The 19398-nt window shown below is 63.2% G+C and carries 24 protein-coding genes and 2 tRNA genes; 14 read left to right on the top strand and 12 right to left on the bottom strand.

Annotation, left to right across the window (positions count from 1 at the left end):
- Positions 1-36: 36 nt before the first annotated feature.
- The 5 genes from serS (at position 37) to RBA40_RS08200 (ending at position 3279) form a co-directional block, all read left to right on the top strand.
- The gene (gene serS / locus RBA40_RS08220) at positions 37-1326 is read left to right on the top strand and encodes a serine--tRNA ligase (RefSeq protein WP_306647425.1); all 1290 of its coding nucleotides are present in this window, start codon (positions 37-39) and stop codon (positions 1324-1326) included.
- Positions 1327-1390: 64 nt separating this feature from the next.
- Positions 1391-1480, top strand: a tRNA-Ser gene (locus RBA40_RS08215).
- 53 nt (positions 1481-1533) lie between these two features.
- Positions 1534-1624 (top strand) — tRNA-Ser (locus RBA40_RS08210).
- A gap of 239 nt (positions 1625-1863) precedes the next feature.
- Entirely contained in the window at positions 1864-2514 is a 651-nt protein-coding gene (locus RBA40_RS08205; RefSeq protein WP_306647423.1) for a hypothetical protein, read from the top strand.
- A 27-nt stretch (positions 2515-2541) separates the two neighbouring features.
- Positions 2542-3279: a hypothetical protein gene (locus RBA40_RS08200; RefSeq protein ID WP_306647421.1), complete on the top strand. Its 738-nt coding sequence runs from the start codon at positions 2542-2544 to the stop codon at positions 3277-3279.
- Here the strand turns inward: RBA40_RS08200 and RBA40_RS08195 are convergent, their stop codons facing one another.
- Positions 3280-3999 carry a hypothetical protein gene (locus tag RBA40_RS08195; RefSeq protein WP_306647419.1) on the bottom strand — a complete coding sequence of 240 codons (720 nt, stop codon included), beginning with the start codon at positions 3997-3999 and terminating at the stop codon, positions 3280-3282.
- 341 nt (positions 4000-4340) lie between these two features.
- Here RBA40_RS08195 and RBA40_RS08190 point away from each other — a divergent pair, with 341 nt between their 5' ends.
- On the top strand, positions 4341-4829 hold the full coding sequence (locus tag RBA40_RS08190; RefSeq protein ID WP_306647418.1) for a hypothetical protein: 489 nt from the start codon (positions 4341-4343) through the stop codon (positions 4827-4829).
- Positions 4830-4886: 57 nt separating this feature from the next.
- Here RBA40_RS08190 and RBA40_RS08185 read toward each other — a convergent pair whose 3' ends face one another.
- Positions 4887-5726, bottom strand: a complete 840-nt coding sequence (locus RBA40_RS08185; protein WP_306647416.1) for a hypothetical protein — start codon at positions 5724-5726, stop codon at positions 4887-4889.
- 188 nt (positions 5727-5914) lie between these two features.
- Between RBA40_RS08185 and msrA the strand changes: the two genes are divergently transcribed.
- On the top strand, positions 5915-6427 hold the full coding sequence (msrA, locus tag RBA40_RS08180) for a peptide-methionine (S)-S-oxide reductase MsrA (RefSeq protein ID WP_306647415.1): 513 nt from the start codon (positions 5915-5917) through the stop codon (positions 6425-6427).
- A gap of 79 nt (positions 6428-6506) precedes the next feature.
- On the opposite strand, the gene RBA40_RS08175 is transcribed toward msrA, so the two are convergent.
- Complete coding sequence (locus RBA40_RS08175) at positions 6507-7580, bottom strand: DUF4349 domain-containing protein (protein WP_306647413.1); 1074 nt, start codon at positions 7578-7580, stop codon at positions 6507-6509.
- Positions 7581-7788: 208 nt separating this feature from the next.
- On the bottom strand, positions 7789-8409 hold the full coding sequence (locus RBA40_RS08170; protein WP_306647412.1) for a hypothetical protein: 621 nt from the start codon (positions 8407-8409) through the stop codon (positions 7789-7791).
- Positions 8410-8620: 211 nt separating this feature from the next.
- On the opposite strand from RBA40_RS08170, the gene RBA40_RS08165 reads away from it, so the two are divergent.
- Both RBA40_RS08165 and RBA40_RS08160 read left to right on the top strand, forming a co-directional pair.
- Entirely contained in the window at positions 8621-8983 is a 363-nt protein-coding gene (locus RBA40_RS08165; protein ID WP_306647410.1) for a YggL 50S ribosome-binding family protein, read from the top strand.
- Between the two features lie 134 nt (positions 8984-9117).
- Positions 9118-9576 carry a lysozyme inhibitor LprI family protein gene (locus RBA40_RS08160; protein WP_306647409.1) on the top strand — a complete coding sequence of 153 codons (459 nt, stop codon included), beginning with the start codon at positions 9118-9120 and terminating at the stop codon, positions 9574-9576.
- A 17-nt stretch (positions 9577-9593) separates the two neighbouring features.
- Here the strand turns inward: RBA40_RS08160 and RBA40_RS08155 are convergent, their stop codons facing one another.
- Complete coding sequence (locus RBA40_RS08155; protein WP_306647476.1) at positions 9594-9731, bottom strand: SDR family NAD(P)-dependent oxidoreductase; 138 nt, start codon at positions 9729-9731, stop codon at positions 9594-9596.
- Positions 9732-9742: 11 nt separating this feature from the next.
- On the opposite strand from RBA40_RS08155, the gene RBA40_RS08150 reads away from it, so the two are divergent.
- A complete protein-coding gene (locus RBA40_RS08150) occupies positions 9743-9925 on the top strand; it encodes a LysR substrate-binding domain-containing protein (RefSeq protein ID WP_306647474.1) in 183 nt (60 codons plus the stop codon).
- A 166-nt stretch (positions 9926-10091) separates the two neighbouring features.
- Here RBA40_RS08150 and RBA40_RS08145 read toward each other — a convergent pair whose 3' ends face one another.
- Entirely contained in the window at positions 10092-10571 is a 480-nt protein-coding gene (locus RBA40_RS08145) for a DUF2569 domain-containing protein (protein ID WP_306647408.1), read from the bottom strand.
- Positions 10572-10880: 309 nt separating this feature from the next.
- Here RBA40_RS08145 and RBA40_RS08140 point away from each other — a divergent pair, with 309 nt between their 5' ends.
- Together RBA40_RS08140 and RBA40_RS08135 are read left to right on the top strand one after the other, a co-directional pair.
- A complete protein-coding gene (locus RBA40_RS08140) occupies positions 10881-11159 on the top strand; it encodes a hypothetical protein (protein WP_306647406.1) in 279 nt (92 codons plus the stop codon).
- A gap of 13 nt (positions 11160-11172) precedes the next feature.
- Positions 11173-11352: a hypothetical protein gene (locus RBA40_RS08135; protein ID WP_306647404.1), complete on the top strand. Its 180-nt coding sequence runs from the start codon at positions 11173-11175 to the stop codon at positions 11350-11352.
- A gap of 23 nt (positions 11353-11375) precedes the next feature.
- On the opposite strand, the gene RBA40_RS08130 is transcribed toward RBA40_RS08135, so the two are convergent.
- Positions 11376-13652, bottom strand: a complete 2277-nt coding sequence (locus tag RBA40_RS08130; protein ID WP_306647403.1) for a hypothetical protein — start codon at positions 13650-13652, stop codon at positions 11376-11378.
- A gap of 3 nt (positions 13653-13655) precedes the next feature.
- Entirely contained in the window at positions 13656-14441 is a 786-nt protein-coding gene (locus RBA40_RS08125; RefSeq protein WP_306647401.1) for a hypothetical protein, read from the bottom strand.
- 174 nt (positions 14442-14615) lie between these two features.
- On the opposite strand from RBA40_RS08125, the gene RBA40_RS08120 reads away from it, so the two are divergent.
- Entirely contained in the window at positions 14616-14810 is a 195-nt protein-coding gene (locus RBA40_RS08120) for a DUF3606 domain-containing protein (protein WP_306647399.1), read from the top strand.
- 35 nt (positions 14811-14845) lie between these two features.
- Here RBA40_RS08120 and RBA40_RS08115 read toward each other — a convergent pair whose 3' ends face one another.
- Positions 14846-15466 (bottom strand): LysE family translocator, encoded by a 621-nt coding sequence (locus RBA40_RS08115; protein WP_306647398.1) that lies wholly within the window; start codon positions 15464-15466, stop codon positions 14846-14848.
- Positions 15467-15575: 109 nt separating this feature from the next.
- Here RBA40_RS08115 and RBA40_RS08110 point away from each other — a divergent pair, with 109 nt between their 5' ends.
- Positions 15576-15953 carry a carboxymuconolactone decarboxylase family protein gene (locus RBA40_RS08110; protein ID WP_306647397.1) on the top strand — a complete coding sequence of 126 codons (378 nt, stop codon included), beginning with the start codon at positions 15576-15578 and terminating at the stop codon, positions 15951-15953.
- Positions 15954-15967: 14 nt separating this feature from the next.
- Here RBA40_RS08110 and RBA40_RS08105 read toward each other — a convergent pair whose 3' ends face one another.
- Genes RBA40_RS08105 through RBA40_RS08095 form a run of 3 tightly spaced genes read right to left on the bottom strand, consistent with a single transcriptional unit; the run spans position 15968 to position 19388 of the window.
- Positions 15968-16798, bottom strand: a complete 831-nt coding sequence (locus RBA40_RS08105) for a LytR/AlgR family response regulator transcription factor (protein WP_374710470.1) — start codon at positions 16796-16798, stop codon at positions 15968-15970.
- The gene (locus RBA40_RS08100; protein ID WP_306647395.1) at positions 16726-17892 is read right to left on the bottom strand and encodes a sensor histidine kinase; all 1167 of its coding nucleotides are present in this window, start codon (positions 17890-17892) and stop codon (positions 16726-16728) included. The genes RBA40_RS08105 and RBA40_RS08100 overlap by 73 nt, the downstream gene beginning before the upstream one ends.
- A complete protein-coding gene (locus tag RBA40_RS08095) occupies positions 17892-19388 on the bottom strand; it encodes a carotenoid oxygenase family protein (protein WP_306647393.1) in 1497 nt (498 codons plus the stop codon). Before RBA40_RS08095 ends, RBA40_RS08100 begins: the two co-directional genes overlap by 1 nt.
- Positions 19389-19398: the final 10 nt, after the last annotated feature.

Raw genomic sequence — 19398 nt, 5'->3', positions numbered from 1 at the left:
TCCTTCCTGTCCTTCCACATAGCGGCACTACCGACAATGATAGACATTCAACTTCTCCGTAAAGATATCGACAACATCGCGGCCCGCCTCGCGACGCGCAAGTTCCAGCTCGACGTGGCCGCCTTTAACGCCCTCGAAGCCGAACGCAAGGCGATTCAAACGCGTACCGAAGACCTGCAAAGCAAGCGCAACTCGCTGTCGAAGCAGATCGGCATGCTCAAGGGCAAGGGCGAAGATACGTCGGCCGTGATGGCGGACGTCGCCGGCCTGGGTGACGAGCTTAAGGCCAACGAAACGTCGCTGGCCGACGTGCAGGCGAAACTGGCCGCGTTCATGGAAGCGGTGCCGAACCTGCCGCACGCGTCGGTGCCGGTTGGGACGGATGAAAGCGGCAATGTCGAAGTGCGCAAGGTGGGCACGCCGCCGGCGTTCGACTTCGAGGTGCGCGACCACGTGGATGTGGGCAGTGCGCTGGGACTCGATCTGGTGACGGCCGTGAAACTGACTGGCTCGCGCTTTTCGGTGATGAAGGGCGGTATTGCGCGCCTGCACCGCGCCCTGGCCCAGTACATGCTCAACACCCACACGGGCGAGCACGGCTACACCGAATGCTATACCCCGTACATGGTCAACGCCGATTCGCTGCGCGGCACCGGCCAGTTGCCCAAGTTCGAAGCCGATCTGTTTTCGGTGAAAAAGGGCGGCGCGGAAGGCGAGGGCGAAACGTTCTACCTGATCCCGACGTCGGAAGTATCGCTGACGAACACCGTGCGCGACGAGATCGTTGCCGTTGAAACCTTGCCGATCAAGATGACGGCCCACACGCCATGCTTCCGCTCGGAAGCGGGCAGTGCCGGTCGCGACACGCGCGGCATGATTCGCCAGCACCAGTTCGACAAGGTGGAGTTGGTGCAGGTGGTGCATCCGGACACCTCGTACGACGTGCTGGAAGAGATGGTCGGCCACGCCGAAGCCATCCTGAAGGGGCTTGGCCTGCCCTACCGCGTGATGGCGCTGTGCACCGGCGACATGGGTTTTAGCGCGACCAAGACGTACGACCTGGAAGTGTGGCTGCCGGCGCAGAACACGTACCGCGAGATTTCGTCGCTGTCGAACTGCGAGGCATTCCAGGCGCGCCGCATGCAGGCGCGCTTCCGCAACGCGGCCGGCAAGCCGGAACTGCTGCACACGCTCAACGGTTCGGGCCTGGCGGTGGGGCGCACCTTGGTGGCGGTGCTGGAGAACTATCAGCAGGCCGACGGCAGCGTTGCCATTCCGGAAGTGCTGCGTCCGTACATGGGCGGACTGACCCATTTGACACCCTGAAAATAGTCTTTGCCTTTTTTTTTCGGGGTGCTATAATCTTGCCTTCTCGCAGGAATGTGAGAAAGGAGAGGTGGCAGAGTGGTCGAATGTACTTGACTCGAAATCAAGCGATGGGGCGACCCATCCGTGGGTTCGAATCCCACCCTCTCCGCCATGAATAAAGAAAAAAATCCCCGTTATTTGGGGATTTTTTTTGAAGCAAGACCAGGAAAGGTGGCAGAGTGGTCGAATGCGCTGGACTCGAAATCCAGTGTACATCTATGGTGTACCGTGAGTTCGAATCTCACCCTTTCCGCCATAAAATCAATCACTTAGATTGTTGAGAAAGCCTCCCGAAACGGAGGCTTTTTTCATTGGTGTGCGGGATTTTCCGCCAATCGCTTCCGCCAGCGGCCAGGTACGGCTGCGAATCCCTGCACGCACACGTAAGGCAACGCCGTCCGCAAGGAGCACGCGATCGCGAGACAGGAAAAATTTCCTTGAAGCGATTAACCCCGTTTTCCTGACGCGTCCGTTTCACTCTGTACCGATGTGGAAATGTCCATCCGGACCTTTGACGCATTCAACGAAACGGACTTCACCATGAAACCAACCCGCGCGCAGCACCAGCCAATTGAATTGCACCGTATCGACATTCCCTTGCCCTGCACCGCCTCATGGGACGACATGACGGGCGACCACCGGGTACGTCACTGCAAGGGCTGCAACAAGAACGTCTTCAATCTCTCCGCCATGCCTGCCGCGGAAGGGGCCGCGCTCATTGCAGACAACCTCGATGGTGACCTGTGTGTGCGGATGAACAGACGCCAGGACGGCAGCGTCGTGTCGAGCGACTGCGACGACAGCGCGCGCCCTGCGGCGCGCCAGCCATGGCGCGGATTGCCAGGCATTGCTGGCGCCGCGCTGCTGGCCCTGTCCGCAGCCGCCTGTTCCACGCGCGAAACCCCACCCGAAGTGGCAGTGACTGCCGGCGCAACGGTCAACCCTGAACCACCCGTGACCGTTCTGATGGGTGCTCCACCCCCGAGCGCTCCTGCCCCTGCGGTCATTGTTCCAACGATATCGCCCGCCAACGGCATGAGGCAGTGTGAAAAAGATGCTGTGGCACAGGAATTTGTCGGAAGGCCGGCAGCGGGAAGTTCAATATCGTCTGCACTGGTGGATAGTAAAGGCATCTGTACGCGTTAATCGCGCAGGCGGCCAATACCGCCCTTCTTGAAGCTCCACGTCGGGAAAAACACACCACCGGACGCCAATGGCCAGGCAAGCGGTCAATCGGCTGTTGCCGATCTGTCCAGTCGGATTTCTCAATCATCAGAAACGGATCTCACCATGCAGCAATCCAAGTCCCGCAAGCAGATGATCGCACTGCAGCGCATCGACATCGCTTCCCCCTGTACGGCGTCATGGGAGGAGATGAAAGGCGACGACCGCGTCCGCCACTGCAACGACTGTAACAAGAGCGTCTTCAATCTGTCGGCCATGCCGCAAGCCGATGCGGCTGCGCTGCTGGCGGATAACCATAATGGCGAGCTGTGCGTCAGGTTCTACCGGCGCCAGGACGGCACGGTCATGACCAGCGATTGTGGCGACAGCCAGCGCGCCGCCGTCCGCCAGGCATGGCGCAAACTGCCGCACATGGCTGGTGCGGCCGTGCTGGCATTGTCCGCCGCCGGCTGTGCCGCGAGCGACGCTGCGCCAGCCTCAAACGCGGATGCCCCGGTACCGAAAGTGACTCCGGCACCGATGGTGGTGACGATGGGTGCACCGCCGCCACGTAGGCAGGCCGTTCCAGATGCCACGAAGCCGAGGGTAGCAGCCGGCCAGACCGGGCAGCCACAGGCGAAAGCCAAGTCGGCGGCATGGATGGGCAACGTCGCGCCGCCGCGGGAGCCGGTCAAGCACCGGGCCGAGGGCGCGGACCCGTCGCCCCCTCCGGCAAGCGCCAACTGATCAATACTGGATAGATTGCTGCTGTCGCGCGATCAGTGAGCGCAGCAGGTCGAACGAGAGAATCGAACTGGGGTGAATCTTGTGAAATACCTTGCCATCGGCATCCATGATGCTCGATTTTTCTGTCCACAAATTGGTTTTAATGTCGGCGATGCGGTCGATGCCGATGCTTTTCTGCCCGATCTGCAACTGGTGTGCGGTCAAGGTCATGTCAAAGGTGGGGAAGTTCATGTTGCGCGACGCGACCATGCTTTTCGATTGGGCTACGCTGTCCTCCAGATAGCGGAAGACCACGGGCTTTCCGGCCTGCAGCTGCTGGTGCAATACCTCGCCCCGGTGCGCCACCTGAAGACTGCGCAAGCGTTCGCTCAATTCGCCAAATTTGTGGATGCGGCTGCCGATAAACGTCCACGGCGCAGTCGCCGAGGCGCGATAGCCGATGCCGCCATAAAAGAAGGTGTACAGGTCTTCCAGATCGCGATACAGGGTCACGTTTTCGCCATCCGGCCCGCTCGCACGGATGCCATTGTCGAACAGCTGGAAAACCGGCTGCGATGCGGCCAGCCGCCAGATAAGAAATGCAATCGCCGCGCCCAGCGCCAGCGCGCCAAATCCCACTGTGTACAGCAGCGACACATTCCCGCTGAAGCGGAAATTCGGCCCAATGCGGGTGGTGAGCCACAGCACAAAGACCCCGACCCCGGCGAACAGCGCCGCCATGAACCAGCCAACGAACAGGAATGAGCGGCTTTTGCCATAGGTGGCGATCAGCGGGCCCAGCGCTTGCGAGCCTCGTGCTTGTTCAAGGTGTGTCATCGTTCGCTTTCGTCATCGATTGTGAATGTGCCTTGCTTCAGGCCCAACAGTGCAACGTTGCAAATACAATCAGCCGATTCTAGCAACCCTGTACCGCGCGAGTGCGATCAGCGCCTGACGCCCGGGACAGACAAATTTTTCTCACTTATTTGACCCCGTGTGCGCGAACAGGCCGTTTCAACAGGTAGCCGATGCGGACATGTCCGGTCGGGCCCCTGATCAATTGAAGAGAAACGGATTTCACCATGAAACCATCGCGCACGCACGACCAGCCGATTACCCTGCACCGTATCGAGATCGCATCGCCGTGTATGGCGTCGTGGGACAAGATGAAGGGCGATGATCGCGTACGTCACTGCAACGACTGCAACAAGAGCGTATTCAACCTGTCCGCCATGCCCGCAACGGAAGCGGCAGCGCTGATGGCAGAAAACCATACGGGTGACCTGTGCGTGCGCTTTTACAGGCGCCAGGATGGGACCGTCATGACCGGCGATTGCAGCGACAGCCCGCGGGCCGCAGTGCGCCAGGCGTGGCGTAGATTACCCGGCATTGCCGGCGCGGCGGTGCTCGCCCTGGCCGCTGTCGGCTGTACCGCAGGCGATGCACAGCCCGTTTCAGACGACAACGCCGACGCTCGACCGCCCAGAATGTTTATCATGGGCGAGCCGCCGGGTCCCGCCTATCCGGAATCGAATCCGCCACCGGCATCATCTGACCATGCGGTCGAGTAAAGCGAACATGCCCTTGAACGCGTCTGCGACAGCCCGGCGAGAGCGTGCGCAATCGGCTCATTGTGATCCTGGCTGCGGGGATTGGAGTTGTTGAAGACAGATGATGATGTCATACAGCACATCGAATGACAGAACAGCATTCATTGGCATGGTATGAAAAACGGTTCCATCCTTGTTCATGATCGTTTTTTTCCCCGTCCAGAAACTGATGTCGATATTGCCGATGCGGTCGACGTCAATGCACTTGTTCCCGATTTTCAGCTGCTGCTTGTTCAGCGTTAGCTCGGACGTCGGGGTATTCAACATTTTTTTCGTCCGCCAATTCATATTCTGGAAATAGCGGAACCGCACCGTTTCGCCGAGCAGCGCCTGTTGAAGCAAGGTCACAGAGCGTTCGACCCTGTGCCGCCAATACAGCTTGTTTAAAACGGCGAACTGGTCAGGGAAGTAGCCGAGAAAAATCCACGGTGCTCGCGGCGATATGCGAAAGGCCACGGCGCGATTGCTGTAGGACAACATATCCTCGATATCGCAGTACAGGACGGTCTGTTCCCCATAGCGATTGCATGTACGGATGCCATGCTCGAACAGATAAGTTGCCGGCTGTTCCGCCATCAGACGCCGGATGAGAAGTCCCGAGGCAAGGCTCAGGGCCAAGACGACAACCCCGATCGCGTACCCCACGTACTGAGCGCCGTCGGGTGCGGTAGCGGGCATGTTCTGCGCGCTGCGCCGGATAATGAATAAGCCGAAGGCGAACAAGAGCGCGACCCCGCACCAGATCACGGATGCGTTTGGAACGCCTTTCTCGTAGCTGGCGGTCAGTGCCCCCAGCGCATCGGCATCCGGCGCCGGGGCAGCTTGTGTCTGGCTGGATTGTTCTTGTTGTTGTGTCATCGTTCGCTGTCGTGGTCCATCGCTGATGGCCCGTGTAGCGACCTGATGCTGCATATTGAAAATGAAAACACCGATTTTACCAAACCGGGAGATTGACCGGCCGGTCGTTTTGCGCCGCTCTATTGCAATTACCCGCTCGCGTCCCATCTATTCCCGATGCCGCAAAGCGGTGACAACGAGAGGCACACATGAAATCAGAACAAGCAATCCTGGCCGGCGGATGTTTTTGGGGCATGCAAGACTTGATCCGCAAAATGCCCGGCGTGACGTCTACCCGCGTCGGTTACTCGGGCGGCGACGTGCCTAATGCCACCTACCGCAACCACGGAACGCACGCGGAAGCCATCGAGATCGTGTTTGACCCTGACGTGCTCAGTTACCGCCAGTTGCTGGAATTCTTTTTCCAGATCCACGACCCGTCCACGGTTAACCGTCAGGGCAACGATACCGGCATGAGTTACCGCTCGGCCATTTTCTACACCAGCGAGGCGCAGAAGGCGACCGCGCTCGATACCATCGCCGACGTGAACGCCTCCGGCATGTGGCCCGGAAAGGTCGTCACCGAACTGGCGCCGGCAGGGCCGTTCTGGGAAGCCGAATCGGAGCATCAGGACTATCTGGTGCGCAATCCGTCCGGCTACACCTGCCACTTCATCCGCAAGGACTGGCGCCTGCCGCGCCGCGGCCAGAGCGTGGCCTGAGCCCGGGTGACGCGCGGCGCCTGACGCCGGGCGCGCCGCCGCTGCCGACGCACCCGCATCGCCGCCGCCGCGCCAACGCTTACTCTGGCGCGACGGCTTTTTTCTGACGCCGCAGGAAACGCCGCAGCACCATGCCGCTTGCGGCGGCGATCAGCAGTAACGGCCACAGTCCGGCCAGCGCCAGGAAAAATGTCAACATGCCTTCCCAGCCGCCGCGCAATTGGTCGCGCAGCTGGGTGGCAAAGCCGGGACGGTACTGGCGGTACACGCTGTCCACATCCACGCGCTCGCTCTGGAGCACGCGCGATGGCTGGAGCAGCGTCAGGTCGATGGTGCTGAAAGCGACCCGGTCCTCGAATTCCTTTTTCGCGAGCAGGGCGGCATCGCGCGTGGCCTTGACGTCGCTGCGCATGGCAATCGCATCCGTTTTTTGCACGAGCTTGCCCCCATCGCGCACGGCGTCGCCCAGTTCGTTCTGCGTTTCCTGGTCGCGCATGGCCTGCAGTTGCTGGCGCAGCACGTCGAATTGCGCGTCGTGGGCGGCGTACTTGCGCTCATCCAGAAACACCACATGGCCGGCGATCGCGCGCAGAAATTCCTGCGTCTTGGCGCTGGGCACGCGCACGATCAAATGCGCTTGTACGGTGTATTCGCTCAGTTCGATCAACTTGCCGTCGCCGCCAGGATGGCGCTGCGTATTGGTGCTTTCGGTACTGATATCATTCTTGACGACGAAACCGCCATGACCGGCCACGGTGTCTTCGATCCCCAGCGCGGCCACATACACATCCTTGACGCGAAAGTGCGCGCTCGCGGTGCGGATGAACTTGCGCTCGTTGTCGGTGTAGGTGGACGCTCCCCCGGCCATTTGCTGGCCGGCGCTCGCCGTGGCGAGGGCCTTGGCAGGGGAAGCTGGCGCAACCTCATACGCCGCCTGCGCGCTTACGCTTGGCGCAGCCTCATTCGCCGCCCGCGCGCGGGCGCTTGGCGCTGGCGGTGGGGGCGCGGCAGCCGGCACTGCGACGCTGTCGGCCACCGGGGCGACGGCAGGGCTTTCCAGCGATCCCATCTCTTCTTTTTTCGAGCATGCCGCCAGCAAGGCGAGCAGGGTGAGGCAGCCGGCGGCGCGTTTCACGGGTTTCAGGTACATCATGGCAATCCTTGCGTTGTCGATCGAAGAAAGCAGCCATCCGGTGCATTGGCGGCTGCATTTAAACGGGCAGTTGCACCACCCTCGTTCTTTAAACGATGCGACGAGGAAAACGGGGTTAAATACGGCGTCAACAGCGCAGGCGGGGAAGGGAAGGGAAGGGGGCCGGCGGCACGGGCGCGAGGCCGCGCGCCGTCAGCGAACGACGCGCTCAGGCTACCAGACGCACGCCCGGCAGTTTTTCCAGGGCGAGCTGTTGCAGCGGCTTGTCGTGCTGGTCGCAGCGCGCGCGCAGGACAGCCAATTCAACAAGTTCCGGCCGGATGGCAGGGGCGTTGAGCAAGTTCTTGTACCAGAATGCGTCGAGAGAATCGCTGCTGTGCGCGCACATGCGGTCGTCGATTTCCATCTGCAGGCTGGTCAGGCATTGATACGGATCGACCGCCACGCCAAAATGGCGCTTCATCATATTGCGCACCTGTACGGTCGACGGGCTGTCGACTTTTTTGTCGAAAATATAGGAACCGATCACCAGCGCGACCATAAGAAACATCAACAGCCCGGAGAGCGCCTTGACTCCGGTGTGGCGGGTCTGAAAGGCCATTAAAAAGAACAGAAACACCACCGGCAGCCACACGCGCAGGTATCCGCACAGAACCGAACGGACATTCATGCTGTTGAGCTCGAACGAAGCGCCGGTTTTGCCGTCGACATAATGGCTGCTAATCGGAAACAGGGGCAGATACCACAGGTGTCCAAAGACGGTTTTTACCGACGTGTCACCCACCTTGTGTACTGCGCCATACGTGCGCTTACCCCATATGATCAACATGCTCTCTCCTGAATTAGTCCGCGTCCGGTTCGGGCGGAGCACGAGTATGACCTGTCTTTACGTATTACTCAATGAGCAATTATAGATGTTACAATGCAATATCATTTTCCAGCTTTTATTCGGCAATAATACAACATTGCCATAAGGTATTTACAATATCGGTCGCGTGTTTCTTTATGTTAACGTTGCTATCATGCCCAAATGGTGCCGAATGGATGAAAAGCGCATGAGTCGTGCAATACACCGCTTGAACCGGCGGCAAAGAAAGAAAAAGCGTGTCGGTGAGTTTCAGGCATTCTGCTTCGTCGTCGAGGCCCGCTTTCCCAGCGCGCCGGACTGGCCCGCGCTGTACGCAATGCTGGACGCGTTCATCGACGTTGCGATTGAGAGGCAGGGCCTGGTGTTCGGCGGTGGCGGCACCGACGTCTTTCACGGTATTGTGTCTTCCGGCGCGCGGTACGCACCGATAGGCGAGCACCATCGCGCGTCGGTCGGTGCCTGGTTGAAGAATCAAGCCTTACTCGAAGACGTTGTCGTCGGGCCGCTGATTGATGCCTGGACTGATTTCGGCTAAACGTTGGCAACGATATCATGTGCAGCGATATCGCTTCATATGCGTTGACGTTGCAACGACATTTTACAAGGATGCCGATGGGCTGTTTCAGAAAATGGCCGCAAGGCCTTGCAAACTCGGCTGGCGACGCGGCCTTGGACGGCTACGACGTGCGCACCTTGCTCAGCATTGCCCGGGTGGCGCTGGTCGCATCGGCACTGCTCGCGGTGCAGGCCCGGGCAGCCGAACCGGTGCGCCCATTCAATGCGGCCGAGGAATGCAGCGAGTTTTCCCAGGCCGGCATACGCGAGTGCCTGGCCAAAAAGGCCGTCGACAGCGCGGCATCGCTGAAGAAGGCCGAGGCCAGGGCGGCTGACGCGATTTCCAGGTGGGACGAAGACGCCAACTACATCAAGACCGCCAAGGCAAGGCTGCGCGATGCCGGCGCCGCCTTTGCCGGTTACCGCCAGGCGCAGTGTGCCTTTGCCACCTCGCTCGCCGGCGGCGGTGCCGGCAATTCGCGTGAGATCAGCCGGCTTGCCTGTGTGGCCGACATGAATGCACAGCGCGCGATGGAACTGGTGCGCGAGACGGAAACATTGGTGCCGAAATAGTCCAGCTGGGCCCGCCATCAGCCACCTTCGCGCCGGGCCCACATCATGGCGTCGATCCCGCCTTTGCTCGCGCCGTACGCCGATGAACCGGGCACCACGTTCCTGGCCAGCCACGAGGAGGTATTGACGATCGCGCCGCCGTTGCCGAAGGCCAGCCAAGGCCGCCATCGCGGGGGCCGGGCTGGCGTGTGCAGTCGAATCGGCAGTGACGGCCGACCTGGCTGCAGGGCGGCGGGTTCGCGTGCTGGACCACTGGTGCCAGCCGTTTCCCGGATACTTCCTGTATTACCCGAGCCGCCGCCGGTTATCGCCGGCCTTGCGCGCGCTCATCGACTACGTCAGGGTCTGATTGCATGGCGGGCAGGGAAGCAGGACAGGCAAGCGATGAGCGGTACTGGGGCAGCGTCGGTGTTGACCAGGCTGCTCTGGCTGCCCGCCAGCACCGTGTGCGCGACGCCTTCGGCGAGGTACAGATTGCCGAGGTCGCATGGCGGTATGTCCGGACTGCATTCAATTCACTCCACAAACGTCTGTTCCACCCGCTCCGACATCAGCATGTAGGGCACCCAGATCACTGCCATGAATAGTGCACGCACCAGGTCGGTACGGGTGCTCGCGTCGAACAGGGGCTCAGCGGGCATGAACAGGTGAATGATCATACCCTCGCACAGCAGGAACAGGATGCCGGCCACATGCAGCACGATGAATAGCATCGGGAAGCCGCGTTTTTTGGAGAAGAACAGGTAAACCAGCAGGAAGGATGCTACGAGCATGCCGCAGTTGAGCACCACTTCCGTGAAAATAAGCGGTTTCCATGCCGCATGGTAGGCCCCCGCGCCGGGCGTGGTCATGGCGGTCCAGTGGTCGCTGCCGAACAAATTCACATACAGTTCCGGGAGTTCATACAGCATGCGCAGCGGCGTGAACAGCACGCTCACTACGACAATCAGCAGCCAGCCATTCAAGCCCTCCAGGGCTTTCTTCAGTTCGCTCACTTTCCGCTTCTTTCATTTTTCAGACAGGGGGTATCTTATGTGATCCCCCGATAATGCCAAAGATATATTCCGCCGCTTCGTCGAGCGCGGCTTGCACGGTCCTATCGATCCAGGCCCCTTTGCCTGCGGCAGACCGGCTCGGGCGGAAATGTGCCCGCCCGCGCGCGACGGTGGCGCTGTCCGGGCACAGGCGGCGCGCTGACGCTGGCCAAACGACCGGCGCATCTTGTCCCGTACGCTCAGGCCAGGTCCAGGCAACGCCACCGCGCGTTCCTGCCTGCCATCTTTAATGAGTACGAGGAGAACGAAATGGCAAAGCACGCAATGTGGGTACCTGGCTACGTCGCCCAAGTTGAATTTCCCGGCAACACACGGCTGCGTCTGGTCAATGGCGTTGCCTGGACCGACGTGACCGGTTTGCGCCGCGGTAACGGCACCATTTTCCGCGGCGTCGCCGGGCAAAATAACTGGTTTCACTTCGCCATTCCCACCCCGGTCATCGTCGCGGACAAGCGGGCGCGACTGGACCGCGTTTTCGTTTTCTACAACGCCGCTGCCGGCGCGCGTCGAAGCGGCTCATCTCTATGACGGCCCGACCAATGTGAAGCAGTACAACGGCCTGGCCTACACCGGCAACCACAGTGGCGCCATCGATGCGCAGAACGTGTGGGCTGCCGCAGGCGCCGAGGTGGCCTGGGGCGTTGGCATCTCGATTCAGGTGCGCTTCACCAACGATGCCGACATCCACTTCACCACCGCCGGCGCCGACTTCACTATCTGACGCGTCGCACGTAGCGGGGCGCCTCAATAATAGTATTTGGTCGCCTTGGTCCATTTACTGGCCGGATACAGCTTGTGCGTTAGCTCATACGCCTCGCGCGAGTACCGTGCCCGCAATTGTTTTTCCTCGGGCACGGCGGTGCCGCCCGGGCATTCCATGCGCGTCGACGCGACCAGGAAGTGCAGCGCTTTCGGCGCCTCTTCGTCCACCGGCTTGATGCGGGCCCATTCGAGCAGGACGGGCGCCAGGAACTCGGTGCGCAGGGGCAGGCGCAGCAGTGTTTCCTGCTCCCTGGCCGCTTGCGCCGTGCGCTGCGCACCGAGGAAGCGCGGCGCCGGCACCGGCATGTGCGCCGCCAGCGGCGGCTGCTCGTGCGTACCGCAACCCCAGAAGCGCGCCTTGTCATCCTGGTTGACCACCGACGGCTGCAGCTCCGGCGTATTCACCAGAATCAGGGCGCCGGCGAGTTTGCGTCCGGCGCCGCTCGCCGCCTTGCGGTAGCGCTGGTACAAATGCGCGGTGCTCTTGCGCGTGCTGGCCACCGCGTCGAGCAGGCCGAGCGCGGTGTCCTCGTCGTTGAAGATGATCGCGCGCGTGAAGATGGTTTCCTGCAGCATGGGTTTCCACCCCGGCGGCAGCAGCGGATGCTTGAGCAGCACCTTCAGCTCGGACATGGGCAGATGGCGCCATACCGCAGTGCCGAAGTCGGCATCGGTACCACTGGCGTGGTCCTCTGGCGCATCGATGGCCTCGCCCCGCTCGACCGGGTCCGGACGGCGCGGCGCCGCCTTCAGGAATTCATCCACCGTGCCGGCTGACGCCATCTTGAGCGCAAGAAAGCGGTTGGTGGTGGCCACCGACATCTGCTTGCCATAGGCCGACAGCAGGCGGTCGAGGTCCTGGTCGGCGCGTTCGCCGTGCTGTTCGGCCAGCGCAAGGCGCGCCAGGTGGTATTGCACGGTCTGGTACAAGGGATGCGTGGGCGGTACGGCGGCGGCCGCCTTGCGCTCGGCCGCGCTCAGCTCGTTGGCGCCGGCCATGGTCAGCAGGGGCGCCATCCAGAGCGGATCGGGCTGCTTGATCCAGCTCTTGCGTACGGCATCAAGGGCGCCGGCGCGCTGCTCCAGCAACTGCTTGACTTGGTTCTGCGACAAGTCGCGCACCACGGGACCGGACTGCATGCTGGCAATCCACAGCGTCATCGGTTCCCTGGCGGTCACGATGCTGTTCGGCGCCGTATCTAACAATTTATCCATCAATAACAGATAGTCGCTCACCATGTGCGGGGTATCCGGTCCGAAGGGTTCCTTGTCGAGCGCACGCGCTAGGGCCGCCAAACGCTCGGCCGGGTTCAGGCGCGCCGCGACCAGGGACCCCATCTGCCTGGCCGGGACCGACGCCGGGGCCAGCGCATCGAGTTCCTGCCGGGCCTGCGCCAGCGCCGCGATGCGGGCGGGCGCCGCCGGCTCCTGTTCGCGCAGGGGAAACTCCAGCACGGCCTTGCGGATCAGCGTGCGCGCGGCCAGGTAGGGCGCCAGTGCCTGCCATGGCGACTTGGGCTGGCGCGCAATTTCCTGGAACTGGGTGCGTGCCAGGTCGAAGTTGCGCGCATAGAAGTTGGCTGCGGCGCTCTGGTAGGCGTGGTCGTCCTTGAGCCAGTCGGGGGCGTTGGCCGGCAGCGCCCGCGGCAGCTTGACCACGCGTTTCGGCGAGTTGGCGGCGGGCCCGTGGTGCCGCTCCTCGCAATTGGAGAACACCGCGTCCTGGCCCTGCAGCCACAGCTTGAACCATGCATCGGGCTTGCCGCCCGCACCCAGGCGCGCGCGTGCGGCCATGGTGACGCCAGCCTGGCGGAATGCGTCGGAATGGCAATTCAGGTAGGTTTCGTTGTCCTCGGTCTCGGCGTGCGGGTCCATCGGCAGGACGGCCGGCAGCCCCGCCTGCGCAGCGTACGGCGCGCGCGCGGCTACCCAAGTCTCCGAATTGTTTTTCTCCGGGTCCACGCCGGCCCACTCGCTGGAATTGCTCACGTGCCAGGTTTTCAGGTCCAGCGCCGCCACCTGCTGGCTGGTCAGCGCTCGCCCGCGCGCGGCCTGGTACGCCAGGTAGTGATACACGCGCCAGTAACTGCCCGGCACCACGCCCAGATTGCCGGAGGCGAACAGCTCGGCGTTAGCGGGCTGGAACTCGGAGGCGAAGCGGTTGGTCTGGTAGCTGTCGCCGCCGCTGGCCGAGGCGGGCAGGGCCGCCGTCCACAGCAGGGCGCAAGCGAGGAGGGAACAGGTGCGGGATAGGCGCATGGCTTATGGTCTCGATGGAATGGATGAACGGGGAGCGCTGCGCACCGCCTGCCAGCGGGCGGCGCTCCAGGCTTGCGGTGAAAAATAGTAGTGGCGGCCCTCACGCACCGCCATCATCGGTTCGTCGGTGGAAAAGCCGATGGCCGCGCCGCAACGCGCGCGGGTAAAGCCGCGCTGCTGCAGCAGGCGGGCGCGCAGGGCGTGCTGGTCGCCGCCCATGCGAAAGGCCATCGGCACCACTTCGTCGGCGGCAATCTCGTGCAGCCAGTAATCGTCCAGGCACCACGAGGCCAGCGCCGTGACCGACAGCGCGATGGCGGGGTCGAGGCGGGCGCGGATGGCGCCGATGGTGCGTGCCAGGAAGGGCCGCTGCGAGCGGCGCACCTCGAAGTCGAGCTGCACCACGTTGCGGTTGGCGCGTCCGGCCAGGCGCAGCAGTTCGTCGGCGACGCGCCGGCTCTGGGCCTCACTGAGCACCGGCGGCTGGCGCCACGACATATCCACGTGCAGCACCGGCACCCGCGGCACGCCGGCGGCCAGCAGCAGCGGCGTGGCGCGCCGGTACACCAGCGCTTCGTCGCCCTGCAGCAGCACGGACGAAGCGACGTAGGCCACGCCGATGCCGGCAGGCAGCCAGCGCAGGTCTTCCGGCCGCTCCCACGCCCAGATCATGGCGGCGGGCAGGGCGGCCAGTGCCGGATGGACGGGCGGCCGGCTGCTGGCGCTGCTGTCCATCCTGAGCGTGAGCAGCGCGAGAAAACTCAACAGAAGCGCTAGTGGGCGTCGCATGGTCGATGGTGGCAGCATGATGTGGGCGGTATTTTACTCTGCGTTACTTCGAGTTGCCTTGCCCTGCTAAAACTGCCCGGCGGTGCCATGCGTGCGTCATCGAACGGAGCGCGCCGGTGCCAGGTGTCAAGCTGCGGGATTCGTGCGCACCACCGCGCCACACTGGAGAAAACCATGTCAGACAATCCGCTCGAACCGAATCCGCAGGACTACGACCGCATCAACGTCAACGTGGAGGCGGAGCTGGCCTACTGGACCGACCAGTTCGGCATCACCCGTGCGCGCCTGGCCGAAGCGATCGAACAGGTCGGCCCGCGCGTGGTCGATTTGCAGAAGTTCCTGGGCATCCCGGTCGTCGGCACCGACTGAGCGGCCCACTCCGGCGGCGCGACACCCTCCATTTCTCAAGCGCGGCGTGCCGCCAGCAAACCGGCACCAGCGCCGGCCAGCAGCACCGCGCAGCTGCGGTTGAAGATGCGCTGCCCGCGCGGCTGGGCAAACCAGCGGCGCAGATGCACGCCCATGTAAGCATAGGCGGCGATCGCGAGCAGTTCGAGCAGCAGGAACAACGTGCCCAGCACGGCGAACTGCGGCGCGGAGGCTTCGGTGGGGTTGACGAACTGCGGCAGGAAGGCCGTGAAGATCAGGATCGCCTTGGGATTGCCGGCGGCGACCAGGAATTCCTGGCGCGCGAGGCCGAATAATCCGGCTGCGGGCGACTGCGTGGCTTCCTGCGCTGTCGCTGGCGCGCGCCACAGTTGGACGGCCAGGTAAAACAGATAGGCCGCGCCCACGATTTTGATCGCGTAGAACAGCAGTTCGGACGTGTGCAGGATCACCGCCAGGCCGGCCGATGCGAGCAGCAGCATCCCTGCGAATGCCACCAGCCTGCCCAGTCCCGCGGCGCACGACTGGCGAAAGCCGTAGCGCGTCGCATTGCTCAGCGAGAGCAGGTTGTTGGGGCCGGGCGCCATATTGAGCGCAAAGCAGGCGGGAACAAACAGCGTCAGGGTGGCGGCGTCCATGAGATCTTCCTTGAGGATTCAATACCGAAAAGGTATCACACAAACGGTATTGGACCAGCGTGGCCCGCGGCCTCACAGTCGCTCCATCAACCACCACAAGGAGAACACGATGGACAAGGACCGCTACGCACGCGGCTGGGCCAAGCTGAAGGAAATCGATGGCGAGCAGGGCGAACGAGTGATTGCCAGCCTGGCCGGCATCGCGCCCGATTTCGGCCGGCTGCTGATTGAATTCGGCTTTGGCGATATCTATTCGCGCCCGGGCCTGGATTTGCGCTCGCGCGAGATTGCCACCGTCGCGGCCCTGTGCGCGCTCGGCACGGCGGCGCCGCAGCTGCGGGTCCATATTCACGGCGCGCTCAATGTCGGCTGCACGCGCGAGGAAATCGTGGAAGTGATGATGCAGATGGCCTTGTATGCCGGCTTTCCCGCCGCGCTCAATGGCCTGTTCGCGGCAAAGGACGTCTTCGCCGAACGCGCAGCCTGACGGCCATCGCACCACTACATCTGCTTGAACTGCTCGGCGTAATTGCGGCTGACGGTGAGCTGCTCGCGCCGTTCCTTGAGCTTTACCACGAGGCGGCCACGGAAATCGGTATGGGTGCCGGCCACCGACTTGGCGGCGACGATCACGCTGCGGTGAATCTGCCAGAAGCGTGACTCGTCGAGCTGCTCGCGCAGCTTGCTCAGCGGCGTGCGAATCAGGCATTCGCCTTCCTGCAAAAACACGCTGGTGTATTTGTCGTTGCTCTGGAAGTAAATCACTTCGTCGATCGCGATCAGGCGTGTTTCGTCACCATGGGCGGCGCGTATCCATTGCAGTGGCGCGGCCACCGGCACGGCAGGAACCGGCGCGGCAAGCTGCTGCAGCAGCGCGCGCAGGGCATCAGGCGCCACTGCCGGCGCAGGCGCGCACAGCGCCAGTTTGAGCTTGGCGACGGTCTTGGCCAGCCGCTCCGGCGTGGTTGGCTTGAGCAGATAGTCGAGCGCCGCATGTTCAAAAGCGTCGACCGCGTACTCGTGATGGGCCGTGACGAACACGATGCGCGGCGCCTTGCCGTCCGCCGTCAGCCGTCCGGCCAGCGTGAGGCCGTTCAAGCCCGGCATCTGGATGTCGAGGAAGACCACGTCCGGCGCCAGCTCGTCGATCAGGCGCAGCGCTTCGATGCCGTTGCCGGCCTTGCCGACGATGCGCAGCTGCGGCCACGCCGTGGCCAGCTGCGTTTGCAGGTAGTCGAGCAGGTGCGGTTCGTCGTCCGCTAGCAGGGCGCGTGGATGGTCGATGACGGCGTGTCTTTCAATGGCAGTAAAAGGCGCACGGTGATCCCGCACGGTTCATTTTCGAGCAATTGTACCTGAGCCCCCGGGCCGTAGATACTGCGCAGGCGCGCACGCAGATTGGACAGGCCGACCCCGCCGCCCGGCTTGGGCGGGGCATTGCCCAGCCCCGCGCCGGTGTCGCTCACTTCGATGCAAAGCTGCCCGTCGCGGCAGCTCGCGCGGATCACGATGTCGCCGCCCTCGACCTTCGGTTCGAGTCCGTGCGCGACCGCGTTTTCGACGATCGGCTGCAGCAGCATGGGCGCCATGCCGATCTCGCGGCAGCCATCGGCCTCGATGCGGTACGACAGGCGCGTGCCCATGCGTACCGCCAGCACGTCGAGGTAGGCGGCCACCAGGTCAAGTTCCGCTCCCAGGGTAGCCTCCTCGGCGCGGCTGGCGGCAAGGCTGGCGCGCAGGTAGTCGATGAAGCGTTCGAGCATGTGGCGCGCCTGGGCGGGACTGGTGTCGATCAGGCCGACCACGTTGGCCAGCGTGTTGTACAAAAAATGCGGCTCGATCTGGGCTTGCAGTGCGCGCAGGCGCGCTTCGGCCAGCAACTGGGCGGCGCTGGCGATCTGCTCGCCCTGGCGCGCGGCCAGCGTTTCGGTGGCGACGCGGCGCTCGCCGCTGACCAGCACAATGACCATGATCAGGGCCGTGAACAGGGCAAACGGCAGCAGCGGCGCCAGGTCCGCGCCGCCGGTCAGGTAGTGCACCGGATTGACGCCTTTGAGCAGGCCGGTGCCGATGACGATGCCCGCGACCACGCACAGCCCCACCGTGCTGAGGAAGTACAGGACGCGTGGCAGCCCGACGAGGCGCGACGGCCAGCCGCGCAGCAGCCAGTCGGCGCCGCTGAGCACCGCATGGATAAGGTAGCCCACCACGTTCGAAATCACCAGCGTCGGCCCGAAAAAATCGAGAAAGCCGCGGCCTTCACCGCTGAACAGCATGTTCGCCGCCGTCAGGAAGATGGCGATCAAACTGTTCCAGATACCGGTATAGAGCACGTCGCGCCACGGTGAGCATGGCCAGCGCCGGAACAGGGGAATCACATCGAGCGGGTGCGACGAGGTGTGCGGAGGACGTTGAATCATCGTCATCAGGCAGTCAGAAAATTACCGTGGAAGCAGTGCGGTGCGCGGTAGGGAAGGCGTGCCAGCGCCACCGGACCGGCCTTGACGCGGGCGGCGTCGAACACGCTCAATACGGTGTGCCCGCGCTTGGTGTCCTGCGCCACGCCGACCAGGTAACCGTCGGTTTCCGAACGGGCACCGGCGCGCGGGACCAGCACGTGTTCTTCCACCTGCCAGCCGGCGTCGAAGCGGTAGCTGTCGGCCTTGCCCGTGTCGGTGTCGACCAGATTGACGGTGTCGAGGACGATCTCCGTATTGTGGGCCGAACTACTCAATAGAGCAAGCCGGCGGTGGCGGCTTGATACCACCTGCGGCATCACGCGCGGGAATTCGCTGGCGCCGAACAGGCGCGCCGTGGTGGCCTTGCCGCTCGCGTAATCGAGCGTGACCTGGGCCGCGAAGCCGCGGTCGGACGAATTTTTCTGGCGCTCGCCGCGCATGACGCGACCGACGTCGGCCAGCGCATCGCCCTCGTGCAGCACCACGTCGAAGCGGGTGGTGGCGCCGTCGTCGAAGGCATTCCCGAAATGGAAAACCATATGCGGCGGCAGTTCGAAGATCTGGCGGATCTCCATGGTGGCCTTGGAGACGACCACCACCCGCAGTGGACGCGCATTGGCGCCACCGCCGGCCCAGTGGTGCTGCTCGGCGAAGCTCTGGTCGTCGGCCCTGACCACGTCGTACGGCGGAATCAGGAAAATCAGGTGGTTCGCGCTGACCACGAAGTCGTGCACCATGGCCAGTTGCGGCACGGTCACCATGGCGGTCTTGAGCACCTGGCCATCGGCGCCGATGCGGTACAGGGCCAGGCGGTTGCCGCCGGGGAGGGCGCCGAAATTCCACATGCCGCCATCCGGATCGATCTTGGGGTGGGCCGAAAACGGCATCGACTTCATGTCCTCGTTCCAGGTCTTGATGCCGACCGTGGCCAGGGTCTGCGCATCGACCTCCGTGGCCGAGCCGCCTTCCCACAGGGCGTACACACGCCCGTTGAAGGGCAGCAGGTTGGTATTGGCCGCATTCATGGTGTCGTTGGTCTTGACGCCGCGCCGGTCGACATGCGTGCCGAAGGACGGATAGAGGAACTTGCCGGCGGCGCTTTCTTCGGTGAAGCGCTCGGTGTCGATAAATTTGCCGATGTGGCTCACTTTTCCGCCGGCGATCTGCCAGCGCTGCGCGAAGCCGTCGCCGTCGAACCAGTGGTGGTGGCGTTCGCCGCCCAGTTCAAAGCGCCCGGGGCCATTGCGGAAGAACACGCCGTTCAGGTCCGACGGGATGCGCCCGACGATGCGCGCGGTGCCGGACTGCTGGCCGACCGTGTTGGCGTACACCGCCAGCGTGGGGTCGCGCTTGAGCGCCGCCTGGAAGCGCTGGAAAGTGGCGGCATCGGCCATGGCGCTGCCGGGAACGAGGCCGAGGGCGGCCAGGCTGGCGGCGGAGGCGAGGAAGGTGCGGCGTTGCATGGCGGTCTCC

This window comes from Massilia pseudoviolaceinigra (assembly GCF_030846505.1).
GTDB classification, from domain to species: domain Bacteria; phylum Pseudomonadota; class Gammaproteobacteria; order Burkholderiales; family Burkholderiaceae_D; genus Telluria_A; species Telluria_A violaceinigra.
The sequence above is the reverse complement of the archived record's forward strand: the minus strand, read 5'-3'. Positions and strand labels throughout refer to the sequence as shown.